Origin of the sequence: Methylobacter luteus IMV-B-3098 (assembly GCF_000427625.1) — a bacterium.
In the GTDB taxonomy this organism is placed as follows: domain Bacteria; phylum Pseudomonadota; class Gammaproteobacteria; order Methylococcales; family Methylomonadaceae; genus Methylobacter; species Methylobacter luteus.
On sequence record NZ_ATYJ01000015.1, the window covers coordinates 1 to 16,284 of the forward strand.

Consider the following 16,284-nt stretch of genomic DNA (forward strand, 5'->3'; position numbering starts at 1 on the left):
ACTATGTAAAGTTTCTTGACTGAGGGTTGGTTGAAAGGTCAGTAAAATCAGGGTTTGCCACCAACAGCTAATCACGGCTATACATAGTTGGGCCCTATACATAGGGGTCGCTATGGATGGCTATACATAGTGGCACATTGCGACCTATCGTAAAACAGTTGTTTTCCGGCGGTTTAGATAAAGCACCATTAATGCCGCTCAAACCACCCCAAAAATATACGGAAAACAGTGTCGCTATGGTATGCCATACGCATATTACGTGCTCAGTGGAAATCAGCGTTGAATATTTTCCACCAACCGGCATGATGATAATTTGATAAATCTATTAAATAACAAATACTTGAATAGTAGGTTGGGGAAAATTGGACGCTCTTTTTATTCAAAAAGTGGCAAAATTTCAATGCCGATTGACAAGTCTGGCGGAACTGATGAAGGATGCACTGAAGGAATACTTAATCAGAAATTCAACCCCCATTTCCTGAGCATCTGGACGACTATGTGACGGAAGACAATCCCGTTCGCGTCGTAGAGGTGTTTGTCGAACAGCTCGATCTGGGCAAATTAGGATTTGCTGGGGTTACTCCCATGAAAACAGGCCGGCCCGCCTATCACCCCGCCGTCCTGCTCAAGCTTTATATCTACGGCTACCTGAACCGCATCCAATCCAGCCGGCGCCTGGAACGCGAAAGCCAGCGTAATTTGGGGTTTAGGGACCGCATCAATCTTCATTCTGCAGCATTAAGTCCACGTTATTCACTACAGCTCGAAGCAGCTAATAGCACTAAACAACCACCCGCTCAAGCGGGTGGGTTCGAATAACGGACTGAAAGTCCGGATACGCGTCGACTAAACGACGCGTCTTAATCCGGCTCCATTTTAAAATTGTCGTTTGGGTTAGGTTCAAAATGATGCTCCAAATAGTGTTTGATCATCTCATCGGTCATCTGTCCAACGGTGGCGCAAAAAATAGCCACGTGCCCAAAAATGTTTTCCCCAATACCGCTTTTTCAAGTGGGGAAACTCCTCAAACAGATAGCTTGAAGTTCGTCCCTTGATTCTCCTCATGATTTCGCTTGGCGCCATATTCGGCGGGGCACTTACCAAAATATGGACATGATCTTTACTGACCACGCCTTTTATAATCCGTATCTCAAACGCTTCGCAGGTTTGGCGAACCAAATCTCTTACTCGCTCTGCTATTTCACCACTCAGTACTTTGTAACGATACTTGGTTACCCAAACAAAATGGTACTCAATTTGGTAAACCGTATGGCTGCCGTATCTATAGTCCATTGCCACCTCCTTGGCCAGATTATCGCAGCTAAAGCTGACCGGCTAAAGCCGGTGGTTTAAACCTTATGATGGAAAATTAATTTTGAATAAATAGCTACAGAATTCTTCTGGTAAGTCCGATAGATGGGATAATTCTCATGTTGAGCCGTTGATCTACTAACTAATCGCCTACAAACCACATTTCACCGCTATAGGTTGCTCTTGATTTAGCTGCTTCTAGGGCACCTTGACGGTTCTGACAGGTTAAACAAGATGCCCCACCAAAAGCTCCCGGACTATTTGCATAATTCCGACGTTGGATGTCCGTCCAACTTCTTGCACCATTTTCGAAAATACTACGTAGAGGAGGGTTATGGTCCGCAACAGGTTGGGTCCGCGTACCAGAAATCATTATCCCGCTGCAATCGGGGCAGGGCTTACCTTCTGCAGCCGTTTTAATAGCTCTAGCGGCTGGCCCACGGGTCGCCGCTCCCCCAAAATCTGATTGCCGATTGTATTTGGCATAACAGGAATTATGAACCCAACTCGCCAAATGACCTACAAAGTAAGTATGCGTACTCTCAACCTCTAAATTATAAACCGTTCGGGTTGCTTCCAGCACATCTATTCCGACTACTGATGCCATACCAGATGCTGTGGACACATGCATATTAGGCTCAAGATAGCCCGCACCAGTCCAGCCACGACCATTCACATAGAATGGATGGTCGACTGTAGCTAAAACCGTATCCACTTGCTGAGCTTGTTTGATTTGTACCTTAACGACTTTTTGCTTTGGAGTGATGAAAGTGCGAACGACTCGACGCTTGGAAAGTTTACCAGTCACCTCGTCTCGAGAAATTATCAAGTCACCAACCTTAATCGACTCAATAGGTCTAAAGCCATCTGGTGTAGCTACTGGTGTGCCAGCGGCAAAGCATGGACAGACTCCTCCGGGACAAATATTTCTTGATGCCACTCCTGCTTCTTTTTCCATCGATGCTAATCTACTAACACCACCTGGTCCGGGCACCAAAGAGGCGGTGACTATCGCCGCCTCAAAATCGATATCATCGCGGTGTTTGATTGGTCCATTAACGTGTGAGTAGTTCATTCCAAAAATACCAGCGATGATTTCGGCACGTGGCATGATCACGTCCTGAAGTGTCCGTTCGGGATTAGTTGCGACTCCGATGGCAAAAAAGACCGGACTTGCGTTTACAGCTACTGCATGAATCTTATCAAAGACCGGAGTACCTGCATCATTTATAGGCCCTCTCTCGAAGAACACCGGATCTCGTATTTCACGCGAAGGCCTTTCAGATTCTGCATGCCGCACTTCTGGCGGATCATAATTACCCACTTCGAGTTGGCCATTCCCTACGGCGGACCAGCCGCCTGGGTGATATTGTATATCCTTGGCTCCCTCTGGAATCTTGTCTAACCCATTCGGATCCAAATAAACAATTGGATTACCGCTAACATAGGAATATGGATTCAGATCACTTCCAAGGCCATGAATAGTCAAGGGGTCAGCACTCATAAACCTTCCCAGGTAAGGCTGATAATATCGAGCGCCGAAGTAAGTCGCCCCAACTTCTATGTCCTCCTCCTTGCCGGTAAACTTATAGGGTTCCCGAAAAAACTTCGGTCGATAATCACTTTCGACGGCACCATAAGGTTGGTAAGTTGTACGTTCGACAAGCTCGCTCTTCGCATGATTGATGATGACGGCACTCGAGCCAAGATAATCGCCCATGTTCAGATGCATTGTGATCGCAGAACCAGACAACTGATGGGGAAACTGATCCTCTTCATCCCAAAAGACGTGTGCCATTCCTCCCAGATAAGCATGTACGTTGTCACGCTTTACTTGGTAGTCTCCATCTGCAGAGTTGAATGGAGCTTGTTGGATCCTTAACGTATCGAAAACTTCAAGCGTGTGATTCGTAAGGTCATTAGTATTAGTCGAACTTTTACGAATCCGGGACCCTAGCGAATAGACATAGTTTAAATCCCAGCTTGGTTTTCCAGCCGGAAGAGCATTGGGCGAAGTTTGGGACGGTAGCACATTACCATCGAAATCCCAGCGTCGCGCACGGGCAAGTTGCCCGACTTCGTCCCAGTCGTAAGCGAACCATTGGGCGCATTGGCTGGAGGCACCGGTCGGGCAGTTACCGGGGCGTTCTATTTTGAGCTCCGCCAGATTACCTGCCTCATCGTAGCGTACCTGCAGACCTTCGCCTGAGCGTAGCTGGTTCGGACCATTTTGCGCTGTGCCGTATCCAAGATTAGAGCCCAGCGACCGCTCATAGCGAGCCTTGAGATCGTCCTCGGAAGCTGCGATATTGCCTAAGCCGTCATAATCGAAGGTTTGTTGGGTCACTCTTGTTGAAAGCGAACGCAATGGCACTGGGTGGCGATCATTTGTGTTAATCTCGATCTCAAACGGGGAACGCCATGGAGCGATTCCGCCCGAGACGTTATACGTGTTGTCAATACGTACCAAACGATAGAGATCGTCATATTCCATGCTGCGTTTCAGTACGGGCGCTGCATCTGGCGGTAATTTAGCTAATGAGATAGCGTCGATTACACCCTCACTTCGATCTTCAATGACCAATGGATTGCCAACCTCATCATACGATGAAAAGTGGTAATCGATGTAAGTAAGATATCTTGGTCCAAATAATGTAGAACGCGGCCTGGAATTAGCGAGATCATAGCGCGTGAGTCGGCGCCTGGCATCATATTTAAATGCCGCTATCGTCCTGTAAAAGTCCCCATAGACAATACTGTCTGGTGCACCATCAGGCGCATAAAATGCTCTATTAATAATGCGGCCATAGGAGCTGTCGATACTGAAGGGAAATCCGCGTGAGGAATAAGTATAACGTTCTTCGCTACCTCCATTCATGAGTAGTTTCGGGATATCCACTCCTGTGGTCCTGCGTGTAAGACGATCGCCAATATCGTAATCCCGCCGTGACCTGTACCAGTGCAGTGCGTAGGCTGAGCCAGTGTTGAAACCCTCGGGTTTGGCTATTTGCCGCGAGACACGGCGGATGCGGCCGCGCGCGTCATAGTTGAAGCGCGTGTGGCTGCCACGGTCCCGTACCGCGACGAGATTCCCCATAGCCAGTTTAGGAGCATCAGCAAAATTCGGCTCAGGTCTGACTTGATCATTTTCGTACTCATCGTAACGGTAAAAAGCTTCAAAGCCTTCACCCGTCGCAAGATTTAGAGCGGTATAAGCCGCTTGTGAATCAAGACACGGGGAATAGTCCTCACCTATCAAACGACTAAGCCCATCGTAATAGAAATTTTCACCGCACCCTCTCGCATCGCTGGTTCCGACCAGACGGCCAGCGTCATCCCACACATAATGCCAATTGTTGCCGGTATTTGGCTCCCGGTTAACCATCAATCGCCCGAGACTATCGAATTCCATTGTACGCTGATAAGTACCTCCGGCGTGCGTCCGTGTAATGGTGGCTGGCTCACCTGTTGGGTTATATTTAACGGTCGTGGTGATATTATCTGGAACCGGATTATTAATGTGCTGAACAGCTTTTACGCTGCGCCCGAACCCGTCATACTCGACTCGTTGGAATGCCTTTTCGTGAGATCCTCCGGATTTTAGCTGTTCAGCATCGCGGGTTTCTAGTGCGAGCGGAAAGTAGCTGTAGCGCAAAAGTTCTTTAGAAAAACCAGGGGAGTTTTCTTTTATGGAACTCGCTCGCCCAAAATCATCGTAACGTATTTTTAATAACGAATTATCCGTTGGAATTGGGATAAATTTTGCATTAATCGCCGTATCTACTGGATCTTCAGTAGATGCCCAGGGACGACGAACTTCTTTGACTTTGCCAGTCAAATCCGTTATTCGCCAACCCTTCACCACCCAGTCGTCGTTGTCTCCTTGGTCAAAACCAACGACGGATTCACCTAGACCATTGAAAATTGTCACCGATCTAGTACTCTTTCCGGGGCCTACTATATGCCGCACATCAATATAACTTAAAGGCTTATCGTCTCTGTAGAAGATTTGTCCAGCGAGTATAGGGGGCTGATTTGTAGCGTCTGGGTCTGGCAGGTAAATTTCCTTGGGCCGGCCAAATGGATCAAACCTAATTTCGCTGGTGCTGCCGTTGGGCGCTATCGAATTTACGGCTTGCTCGAATCCTCGATCAAATACGCTCCGTGTTTCAAGAGCAGCGCTGCCACAACCGTTTTTAAACTGACGCACGACATTGGGTAGGTGTTGATAAGGTTCATCATAAACAGTGGCTATGCAACTGGGAGGCGAGCCTCCGGGAGACTGACCGCTGGCGGTCTGGATAACGTTACCCCAGGCGTCATAACTTAATGTTGCGAGGTTATGCCAACCGCTGTCGAGTGACTGCCCGGCAGGATTTGGAGCCGTGCGATTATTACCGGCAGGATGATGACGGCCGAGTGGAATAGACGACTTGTCGAGCCATCCTTGGATAGATTTAACATCTTTAGTCACTGGCTCGTAAGTAATACGAGATTTACGAAGGAGTTTGTCAGGATAACCAGGATCGGGCTGCCAGATGGAAACAAAGTCCGGCAAACATTGCCAATCGGACGTGCAAGGGATAGGGCCGGGCGTACCAAGCGAGCTATTTTCTGGGCCATTAGGATTAGATGCATCTTTCGACGAAAACAACGTGATTGTTGTTTCGTCAGGGTCTTCTGCCGAATCCTCATCTTTGACAACAACACCCTTATCAATGACTCGCTTTATAGTACCCCAGTTGTCATATTCGACTAAGCGGGTTAGATGCTTGCGAATACCTTCCTGATGAGGGGCATCATCCTTTGAATCGCCTCCTGTCTCCGAAGGGTAATGAGCGCCTGCTGTCACTGGCTGAGCATCATCATAAAGATAGGTGTCGTTTTTTGCTGCGTATGAATATGTTACGCGTCGATCACGCTGAGCATTAAGTGGAAAAAGAGTAGTATTTGTGTAATTGAAAATTTTAGTCCACAGGTGGCCAGGTTTTCCGTCTTCGATACGGCGACCCCATTCAGCAGTTTCGGGGAACAATTTCAGCTTACCCCGATCAATGCGCACAATCCTACCCGTCCATGACTTGTCATCCTCATCATCGCTTCCTTCGGAGCATAGCGGTGTATCCTCCCTACCCGGAAGCCGAGCATTGAGACCGTTATTCTGGCAGGGTCCAAACCAATAGGTAGTAGCGGTTTCGGCTGGTTCATCGCCGGAACGCGTAACAACTTTCCGGAATCCGGCTAAAGTCCTGGACCATCGATCATACGCAGGATCTCGGTAAATATACTGAGCTTTGCGCCTGAATTGGTAAGGTTCCGAAACTTGTTTGGCGTTGGAATCCCCGCCGGCATGATAACTATCCTGAGTGACGGTCTGCGTGACAACGCTCTCAACCATAGGCGAATGATACTGCCATGCGAGTGGAGTGCCTTTGACTTCCAGGTCGAGAGACTGGATGGTGCGGTAACGGATGTCTGTCGTTGCACCATAGCCGTTATGGATCCGTATAAGCAGGCCAGGTCTGGGCGCCTCCCCTCGCTCGGATCCTTGTACTATGACACCTTTCTTCATAAAAGTGCCAACGTAAGCACCTTGCTTGGCGAGGATTACGACATCATCGATGCCGTCGGCATTCATATCGGCAAACGTGGTCCGATGTACACCAATGTTGCGAGTGGCTGTACGATGATCCTGGACAATGCCGGCGATGCATGATTCGATTGGGCAGGCAAACAAATGACCGTCCTGATTTACCCATAACTTTACTTCCCCACTCGCCATATCGTACTGAATAATATCTGCCAGGCCATCTCCGGTCACATCGTGGAAAAAGGTATCGTCAGTGAATGGCCATGGCATACGAGACCCCACGGCTTCAATCTCATATACCGATGCTGCTTCGGTAGGCAATTCTTTACAAGGCCAAGAAGATGGTTGTTGTGAATCAATGCAGGTAAACTTCCCGTAACCATTACCTGGTCTTACCCGTGGAATTCCTCCACTGTCTTTTTGATTCTGAGTGACCAAGTCAACTAGACCATCACCGTTGATATCAACATAGAAAAACTTGGTGCCTCTTTTTGAGCCTTGTACGCTGGGGGCTAAGCTCCTAGCTTCCGCTTGATTAAAATCAAACACAAAAGGTATTTGAGCTGGGCCTACTCCTCCACCTGGCAGCGGCTCATTTTGGGCATAGCGTTTTGTAAATTCGGGATAGGCTACCTCGAAGTCACCTGCCTGTTGACCCGTTGAAACGAAACGATCAGTGAGGCCATCTCCGTCTATGTCAGTAAACCAGCGTGAGATATTAGAGTAAGGTCCATGGCCTCCTGTCACAGTCTGCGATGATATATGATCAGAAATTGAAGGTTTAGCCCAATCCAAAGGTTGTGTCTTTTCCCATTCCCAGCCGGGATTGAAGTCAGCGAGCTTAAAATGATCGGCATCACAACCGCTTCCGGGTTCGAACTCGTCTGGTTTGGATCCGGGTAGCCTAGGGCGGGCACGGTAAGGTGCGTAGTCTGCTTTGCTCCAGGCGACCATACCTTCGCCCCATGAACCAACAATAGTAGCTCCTCCGGTATTATTAAATAATCCTTCCTGAGCGTTAGAGGCCCAATGCATTAGGCCGGACGTATTGCTTTTATCTCCTGCGTCAAAGCACTGATGTTCTAGGGACACGCGAGTTGCATCAATTCCTCTATTCAGATACCCCATTAGGGGACGTGCAATCTCACACTCATCCCAATCGGGCCAATAGTGAGTTTCACATCTCAACTGCGAGTTCCAGCCCTGCACGATGTCCGGTAGTCCATCGCGGTTGAAGTCGACGACTCCGACGCTATTGAGGTAAGGCAGCACACGGTTCTCGTCAACGGCTTTAGGCGGGCCGCCTTGCACTTCTGTGGTCTGTGCTATAACAAATACAGGATTCCCGTCCTCGTACTCGAATGTTGTGGGTGGTAAATAAAATGACGCACTAGGAAATCTTCCATATGTATGGATACCAGGAAAAGGGCACTTTTGATCCTCCGGAATCCTACCTTGGTCATCTTCGAACTGATTACAGCGGCCATGCATTCCTATTGCGGTGAGGAATGAGTGATGCCAAAGCTGAAACACTGGATTGGGCGGTGCAGTTGAGGCTTGACCTTGGGCCGGAGCGTAGTCTAGAAAATAGGCGCGGATTACCTCACGCGGCCCTGTACCAGTCCAGGGCATGCTCGCGACCGCGACACGACTTAGACGTAAATCAGGCGTAGCGCGGTATGGATCAGCATAATGAGTTTGAGGGAAGCCCGGCTTTTGCCAGTCAAGCTGAGTATGATGAGCAAAGTCGGCATCGCTGTGGTGGTTGCTAGCGCGTGGTGTATCATAAATATCAGTCAGAAACAAAAGCCCGCGTTTGCCGAGCCGTTTCCAGCGATAGTCAATATAGTTAACCGTTCTCCCAACGAGTGTGTGTACGGCGTCGGAGTACCGGACGAGCCGCCAACGGAGGATGGCATTTTCATTATCCACTGCATGCTCAACTCCTGGAGTTTTGCTGTTTGGCGGCTTACCGAACTCAAGTAGCTCGCCACCTTTGAGTTGCACCTTCCAATAACGTCGATTTGGAGATAGGTAAAACCTAATAAACGGCCCTTCGACCTGAAGACGGAAATAGCGCCAACCTTTAAGGGAATGCCATGTCGGTTGCGGTTCTTTACCACAATTCTGGTCATTATCTAATTTCGAATCCGTCAGGTGGCAAATAAAGACCAATGGCTGTCCATTGTATAAGTATCGATCCTCGCTGATCAGAGCACCATTTGCATCTTCTCGCCGCTCTCCACAGGCGATAGGTATCCCTTCTTCTGTAAAGCAAGGGTTGCCAGACAGTGGCTTACGCTCGATAACCGGTAAGTCCACCCCCCAACCATACCCGGCCTCGCGATCACGGGAAAAAGAATTGTAACTCAGCGTAAGTTGCGGCTGGGGGCGCCCTCGTGCTGAGAGGAGGCTGAAAGGGTAGCTGTATGTCATCGCACCCGTTTTATTATCGGGTTCGCCACGCCCTACTGAGGAGCTTTCGCCGAAGACCCCTTCGGCCGTTGCGCCGAGCACACTGGTTGGATCTGCTCTAGCCGAAGATAATGTTACGACAGCAAAAAAAGCTAGTAATAAAATAACTGCTAGAAATATGAGCGTTCTACTATCATATCGCGGTGATTGATTTGATAGTCTGATCATAGAGCCTCCACTATTAGATTATGCCCTACGGAATTATGATTCAGTTCTAAGATGTTGGTAGCTGTAACAAAGGAAGCATTACTATTTCGAACGGTTCCAATACAGTGAACTTGTCGCTTTTGAGAAATTGTTTTTCTGGTGGTGATATAAAGCGGAAGCCCCGACCTTGATGTTCCCATCCGACTTGAGCTGCAAAGTTAACTCTGATTCGAGTCGGGTATCCTTGCGGCGTTTCTGCCTTGAAACTAACGCGATAATATTCCTCGTCGTCTGGCCCGTCCCATTTCGATGGCTCAGGGTGTGGGGCTAAAATATCTATGAATTTGACTCCTCCTCCCACATATTCCATTACACTTTGCTGGTGAGAATGTTCGATGACAAAGGCGCTAGCTAGTGTGGGTGAAAAAGGTCGTCCTAATGCTTTTTGCCAGCGAATTTCTCCCCATACAGTACGGGATAATATCGTCGCCAAAATTGGCCTATAAAGTTCGTTTTCAGCCAGCCAGTGATTTACCCGATCCACAGTGATCGGCTGTCTTAACACTGTCTGAAAGCTAGAAAGTGCGCGTTCTAATAAGTCAGGATCAATTTCGTTTAGCTCATCTTCCTGGTGGTTTTTCGTATCAATTGTCATAAGGTGCTCCTTCATTTAGAAGTAAACAATTTGACCACACAAGTCCCTAACTATAGAAACATAGCTTATACGTTAGAATAAATTTGTTTGCAATAATTTTGTTGAAAGTCTTGTGTTTAAATGTGAATTAAGAGCTGATTCGTAAAAAATTCCAGAAAAACAGAGCCGCCGCGAGTTTGCCGAAGACGTGCACCATCAGTCCATTGTAAGACCGCACTTTACTGGCGCATTCAATGCCTGTCTTTGGAGAACCGTAAGGATTCCTTCGTAAATGAGTAACAGGCAGTACAAGAAAATCAAAATCAAGGCATTGAACCTTGTTTTGATTTTTGCGATGAGTTTTCTTGTGCTATTTTCCGATCAAACGGGCAATTTTTTGACCGCAAGATAAACGCTCGTTTTTCTTGCAGTTGAAATACACACCAGTAATACCAAGGGATGCAATGGGATGTTACTCATTTACGAAGCAATCCTTACCGTCCTCCGAATATACTCATAAAGGACATCTATTTTTAGATGTGCCGCGTTATATCCATTCGCTCATGCAGAATACGGGAGACATAAACGGCGTTGTCTCTGACCCGATAAACGATGATATGACAACCCGCTGGAAAAAGACGGTGCGCAGTCGAAAGTTTGGGCCGGACATGACCGATTTGGGGATATTGCTGAATGGCCAAAAGCGCCTTATCGAGAATAGCCAGATAGGCGTAAGTCTGTGCTTCGCCCCACGTATCGAGGGTGTATTGCAGAATGTCGGTAAAGTCATCCTCGGCCTGAGGCGAGAGAATTAACGCGACATCAGGACGTAACATCGGGGTTTACTTTCTTGCCTTGACGGGAATTGGCAAAAGCTTTAGCGGTAATGGCTTCAAGCCGCTCCGGCGTGTACGGAATTCCTTCGCCGCGTTCAATCTGCTCGTCGCCGACCTGCACGGCCGCACGAAGCGCCGCCAGTTTTTCATCTTCTTCCCGCATCCGACGGATCGCGTCGCGGACTACCTCGGACGCGTTACTGTAAAAGCCTGTGCCGACCTTGCTTTGAAGGTACTGCTCCATTTCAGCTGATAAGTTGATATGCATGGTTAACCTCATATAATATATACGCTATATACATAAAAAATACATGATATGTATAGCTTTTGACAAGGGATTTCTCGATTTGTCCCTTTGACTGCAAAATGGCTTTCAATTTTTCCCCCTATTTGTAGCGGCCAGGCATTCAACTTTAGGTAGCTGAAAGCAATTGTTTGCTCAGCATCAGTGCTGACTCCATATTCGCTGAGATGAAAATGTGATTGCTAGGTTAGAACAACAGTTACCCAATTAGCACGGGTTACAAAAAATTTAAGTCGATTTCTCTTAATAATTCGCACAGCCGCAAATAAAAGCAACCAGCGACGAAAGCCGCCGCTGGTTTCCAAGCAGATCAAGATGATGCGATAATCTTATGGACCAACCAATGTCACACCGATGACGATAGGATCGTGATCCGATGTGCGGTAGGCATCGGGGGAATACAGACTACTCAACTGGCCTGTGCTTTTGAAGTTGGTGTTGTAATCCAATACGCTGGGCTCATCGGCATTGATATGCCATTCCAGCACATCTTGCACTTGGCTGACCAGGGTGGACGACGCCAAGGCGTGGTCGAGATACCCCCATTGCCCATTAAACACGTACGAATACCCATTGACGCCGATATGGTTTTCGATCAGGTTAACGTAACCGGCGTTTTTGATCGCGGTAATCGGATCTTCCTTGGCGTAGGCATTCAAATCGCCCATGATCAAAATGTCGCTATCGCCGGTGCCGGTCGGGTCCAGTGCCAGCCACGCAACCAGTTCCTCGGCCGCTGCGGTGCGCGTATGGTTGCAATTGCCTTGACCGTCGCCGGCATCGGCATCGGCCACGACCGAAGTAGTGGAGTAGGTGCTGGTGACCAAGCCGGTGTTAGTATCGCAAGCGCTGCCTTTGGATTTCAAGTGGTTGCCGACGACGATAAAACGCGAGCCCGTGGCATTTTCCTGAAAGGCTTGCGCCAAGGCTGGGCGGTTGCGACTGGTGGTGCCTGAGCTAGTGTAGTATTGACCCAAGGCGCCCGTGTTGAGCACTGCGGTGGTGCCAACCTTGGCCACCACGCCGGGTTGATAAATAATTCCGACCTTGATCGCATCGGTACCCAGCGAATTGGTGCCGTTATGGGTGTCCGGATTAATGAAGGCGTAAGTGCCGGCGCCCGCTTTCAGGTTCATTTTGTCAACCAGGAACTGAATCGCGCTGCTGGTGCCATAGCCGTCGTTCTCCATCTCGTTGACGATGATGACCGCCGCACCGGTCCCGACCAGATTTTCAACGGTTTTTGGCCATTGCCGATCAAATTCGGTTTGGTTTTCCGCACCACGGCAATTTGCGGTGGATGTTGCGCCGCCAACGCCCAGCGTACAGTTGGTAAAGGTGTTAAAGAAGTTCAGCAGGTTGGCGCTCGCCACTTTCAACACACCACCGGCCGATGCGGGGACTATAGCGCGCGGATTGGCCGCGACAAAGTTGGGCGCACCGCCGCCCAAGGCGTTGATTGGACGTAGCCGGAAAGCATTGCCGCTGGCGGCGTTGCCGGACCATGTGTAAGTCATCACGCCAACCAGATTGGTAACGGTATCGCCGCCGCGCAAGGTATTGCTGGCTGTCAGATTGGCGCCGCCGCGACCGAACCGAATGGGTTCAGGATTTTGGTTTTGGCGCTCATCGTCAACGATAATGCGGTTCAAATCATTCGCCGCTTGTTGCGCCAGCGCATTTGCGCCTGGGGTTGCAATGTTAGTCGGTTGCGGCAACCGGTCGTTGCCAGACATGACCACTTGACCGAATCGACCGAGCTGATAATGCTCGCTGACATACAAGGTTTGCTGGAAGTTAACTAACATGCCTTCGAAACGTTCCAAATAATCGACCCCGTCAACGGCAGCCGGAACCGGCAATGTGACGACGTTTGGCACGACAGTATCGGTCAAACCACAAGACACGACGGTGGGTGCGTCGATTTCGGTTTGACCTTGATTTTCCGCGACAGTACCGGTGACCTGGACAACTTGCCCCAGGCTAACGGCGTTGCTGCCGGCGTTATAGACGAAAATCGCATCCGAGGTATTAGGGTCGCCATCGGCGTTGGTCGCGGTGTTTTGCAAGTAGAAGCCAGCCAATGCAGGCGTTGCGCCTTCGTAGTCGCCGACTACGACGCCTTCAACGGTGCGAGTGCCAGTCAGTGCAGCCGTTGCGCCGCTGCCTTGGATTTGGCCGATGGGGGTATCTGCCGCGGAACAGGCCGAAGAAACGCTGCCGTTGGGTGTCAACGAGAAATCGTCTACCGCCAGGCCATCGTCGGCACTGGTGGCGTTGGTGTCGGTCCAGCGTATCCAGAATGTCGCGCCGTTGGCGATGTTCAATGCCGAAATAGTCGACGATTTAGCGGCCCGATTGGCGGCGGCATTGCCGTCTTTAGCGCCTACGGTGGTAGTCGTCGGGGTGGCAAAATCCAGGGCGCTAACGCCGGTCCAAGCCCCGTTGTTCAGCGCGGTTGCGCTGGTGCTGAATTGAAAGTTGATGGCATCGGTGCGCGCTGCAGTACCCAGGCGCCATTCTTCTCCGGTGTAGTTAACCGCCAGGCTGGTAATTGTTGAGCCGGTGTTGTTGACAAAACAGGCGCCGATGGTAGGTACCAACGAACCGCTTTGCAAGCCGCCGAATGCCCGATCTGTGCTGCCGGATGCGCCAAAACTATAGGTGTTGCCAGTAGTAGAACTGCCGATGCCGCTAGCATAGGTGGTGTTGGCGTTGCTGCCGGTTTCCAGCATCGCCCAACCGCTGATGGCTAAAGTATTAGCCGTACCAGTGTTCGCCAGGCTGTTAAAGTTTTCGCTATAAGCACTACCCAATGCGGTCAATGGCACACAGGCCGCTTGGGCGCCAGTCGCCAGAATGAAGGTCGCCGCTATTGCCAGCGCGAGCGGACGCAGTTTATGTAATCTCAGTTTAAGCACAATTCTTCCCTATGAAATTATTAATAATGATGCGTGATAAGGTTGGTTTTTACACAATGACTTGTTTGTCAGCCTAACGCAGAAACTAAGTCAACACATTTTAAGTAAAAACCTTTGGAAAAATTGTTAAGGTTTCATGTTATTTTTATGACAATGCTGGTCGGGAATGCGCCGATCCAAACATTGACGGGAAAAGATGCTCAATTCGATTTCCGCCATGTTGGACTAGCGGGCGCATTTGCGCTGAAACCCCTACGGTTTGTGTCAATGCGCCCGCTAGTGCAGATTTTAGCCTGACCTTCCCAGTCACAACGGCACCGCTTAATCGTTAACGTACGCTTTTTGCCTTTTTCTGCGTTCTCTCCTATTGAAGCGCTGTTAGATGATGCGGAGGCCGGGATAAAAAAATGGGCGGAGAATCGCTGGTAATGATGCCCCAGGGCTATCTTCTTCCACTGCGCTTTCCCCAACATGAATAGATTGTGGCGAAAATTTCGCGGAAGAAGATCATCACGACGATATCGGTTCGCGTTGTCGAGAGGCATCGCTCACCGAGCCGATACTCGGTTCAGATCTTGACGAGATGGCGATTGTTACTCGTCTAACGATTTCCATCGCGCTCCGCCAAGCACTAACAACACTGCAAATCGCAATCGGCTGAAACAACAGCCCTCTGTGGAGTTGGTCTGCCAGTGAGGACCGCTGGACTTTATCCGGGATCAATAAAAAAATATTAAGCGTAAACACTACTGACAGCACGCTGTCAGGATGGCTGTCATACCATGGCTACTCGTTAACACTTAAAACACAGAGGATAAAAATGAATAATGTAGCAACCTGGTTTGAAATTCCGGTCACTGACATGCAACGCGCAAAAGCCTTTTACCAAAATGTTCTGCAAACCACCTTTAAAGACGAAGCAATGGACAATTATCAACTGGCGATTTTCGCTGGCGATGAAGGAGCCGTTAGCGGCATGCTGGTATCGGGCGAGCATTACCTGCCCAGCCAAACCGGGGCTGTGGTTTACTTCAACGGCGGCGAGGATTTAAGCGTCCCTTTGGACAAAGCCGTTAAACACGGTGGCAGTATTCTCCTTGCCAAAACGCCGATTCATGACGGCAACTGCGGATACTTCGCGCTGTTTTTAGATAGCGAAGGCAACCGGGTTGGTTTATATTCGCCATCCTAATCATTAATTGACTAACAGGCGACTGAAGCATCAGCCGTCTGCCCTGCACGATGCGACGCGCTGACCGTTTATTTCAAATTGTACAAATTCTGCGCAACAAGCGCTTGATCACCGCCAAGGCACTTGCCGAGCGCCTGGAGGTGTCCGAGCGCACTATTTATCGGGACATTCAGGATCTCAGTCTGTCCGGCGTACCGGTTGAGGGCGAAGCCGGTGTCGGCTATAGGCTACGACACGCCATCGACATTCCTCCGATCATGTTTACCTCGGACGAAATCGAGGCATTGGTCGTCGGTGCGAGGATGGTAAAGGCCTGGGCGGGGACCGAACTGGGTTATTCGGCGCAAACGGCGCTGGACAAAATTACCGCTGTTATTCCCACCGAACTGAGAACCAAGATCGAAGACAGCAAACTGTTTTCATTGCGCTTCGATCAGCGCCAGGATCTCGATATTAACCTGGATATTTGCCGCAAAGCCATCGATGGCAAACATCCGTTACAGATCGTCTATTGCCGAGCCGACGGCGAACAAAGCCTGCGCCGTATCCGGCCGCTGGGCCTTTATTTTTGGGGCAACGTCTGGACCTTGGTCGGTTGGTGCGAACTGCGTGACGATTTTCGCAATTTCCGGCTGGACCGGATTCAAAGCCTTGAGCCGGAAAGCGCGACATTTACGGATATTGAAGGACAAAGCCTACAAGACTTTGTCAAGCGGATGACCTGCATGTAACTGATGTTTTAAACTTTAAGCTTCCCTCCTCAAACGCCATCCAGATTGGTTGAAAAACTTCCACTCTTCAGAAAATGTTCTTTACCGATCTCAACCTTCTGCTGACATCGAAGCGACAGCCGTATAAAGCAGTGCGAATAAAG

Annotated in this window: 8 protein-coding genes and 2 pseudogenes; 3 read left to right on the forward strand and 7 right to left on the reverse strand. The window is 49.5% G+C overall.

Annotated elements, in window-relative coordinates; translation table 11 throughout:
* Positions 1 to 462: 462 nt before the first annotated feature.
* A complete protein-coding gene (locus METLU_RS27085; RefSeq protein ID WP_269209150.1) occupies positions 463 to 819 on the forward strand; it encodes a transposase in 357 nt (118 codons plus the stop codon).
* Positions 820 to 860: 41 nt separating this feature from the next.
* Here the strand turns inward: METLU_RS27085 and tnpA are convergent.
* From tnpA to METLU_RS0101605, 7 genes and pseudogenes are all read right to left on the reverse strand, one after another.
* Positions 861 to 1,293: pseudogene (gene tnpA, locus METLU_RS24260) on the reverse strand (IS200/IS605 family transposase).
* 160 nt (positions 1,294 to 1,453) lie between these two features.
* A complete protein-coding gene (locus METLU_RS0101580) occupies positions 1,454 to 9,544 on the reverse strand; it encodes an RHS repeat-associated core domain-containing protein (protein WP_027156688.1) in 8,091 nt (2,696 codons plus the stop codon).
* Positions 9,545 to 9,590: 46 nt separating this feature from the next.
* The gene (locus METLU_RS0101585; protein WP_027156689.1) at positions 9,591 to 10,178 is read right to left on the reverse strand and encodes a hypothetical protein; all 588 of its coding nucleotides are present in this window, start codon (positions 10,176 to 10,178) and stop codon (positions 9,591 to 9,593) included.
* A 127-nt stretch (positions 10,179 to 10,305) separates the two neighbouring features.
* Positions 10,306 to 10,422, reverse strand: a pseudogene (locus METLU_RS29285) (IS982 family transposase); the annotation flags it as partial.
* Positions 10,423 to 10,690: 268 nt separating this feature from the next.
* The gene (locus METLU_RS0101595; RefSeq protein WP_027156690.1) at positions 10,691 to 10,993 is read right to left on the reverse strand and encodes a type II toxin-antitoxin system RelE/ParE family toxin; all 303 of its coding nucleotides are present in this window, start codon (positions 10,991 to 10,993) and stop codon (positions 10,691 to 10,693) included.
* Entirely contained in the window at positions 10,980 to 11,261 is a 282-nt protein-coding gene (locus tag METLU_RS0101600) for a type II toxin-antitoxin system ParD family antitoxin (RefSeq protein ID WP_027156691.1), read from the reverse strand. Before METLU_RS0101600 ends, METLU_RS0101595 begins: the two co-directional genes overlap by 14 nt.
* Before the next feature lie 365 nt (positions 11,262 to 11,626).
* Positions 11,627 to 14,218 (reverse strand): ExeM/NucH family extracellular endonuclease, encoded by a 2,592-nt coding sequence (locus METLU_RS0101605; RefSeq protein ID WP_196806473.1) that lies wholly within the window; start codon positions 14,216 to 14,218, stop codon positions 11,627 to 11,629.
* A gap of 820 nt (positions 14,219 to 15,038) precedes the next feature.
* Here METLU_RS0101605 and METLU_RS0101610 point away from each other — a divergent pair.
* Entirely contained in the window at positions 15,039 to 15,410 is a 372-nt protein-coding gene (locus METLU_RS0101610) for a VOC family protein (RefSeq protein WP_027156693.1), read from the forward strand.
* 50 nt (positions 15,411 to 15,460) lie between these two features.
* Positions 15,461 to 16,141 (forward strand): helix-turn-helix transcriptional regulator, encoded by a 681-nt coding sequence (locus METLU_RS0101615; protein WP_027156694.1) that lies wholly within the window; start codon positions 15,461 to 15,463, stop codon positions 16,139 to 16,141.
* The last annotated feature ends 143 nt before the right edge of the window (positions 16,142 to 16,284 follow it).

What these genes read in the sequence shown, in the direction of transcription:
- METLU_RS0101580 (WP_027156688.1), bottom strand. Translation starts at nt 9,544, where the DNA reads ATGATCAGACTATCAAATCAATCACCGCGATATGATAGTAGAACGCTC.
- METLU_RS0101585 (WP_027156689.1), bottom strand. Translation starts at nt 10,178, where the DNA reads ATGACAATTGATACGAAAAACCACCAGGAAGATGAGCTAAACGAAATT.
- METLU_RS0101595 (WP_027156690.1), bottom strand. Translation starts at nt 10,993, where the DNA reads ATGTTACGTCCTGATGTCGCGTTAATTCTCTCGCCTCAGGCCGAGGAT.
- METLU_RS0101600 (WP_027156691.1), bottom strand. Translation starts at nt 11,261, where the DNA reads ATGCATATCAACTTATCAGCTGAAATGGAGCAGTACCTTCAAAGCAAG.
- METLU_RS0101610 (WP_027156693.1), top strand. Translation starts at nt 15,039, where the DNA reads ATGAATAATGTAGCAACCTGGTTTGAAATTCCGGTCACTGACATGCAA.
- METLU_RS0101615 (WP_027156694.1), top strand. Translation starts at nt 15,461, where the DNA reads ATGCGACGCGCTGACCGTTTATTTCAAATTGTACAAATTCTGCGCAAC.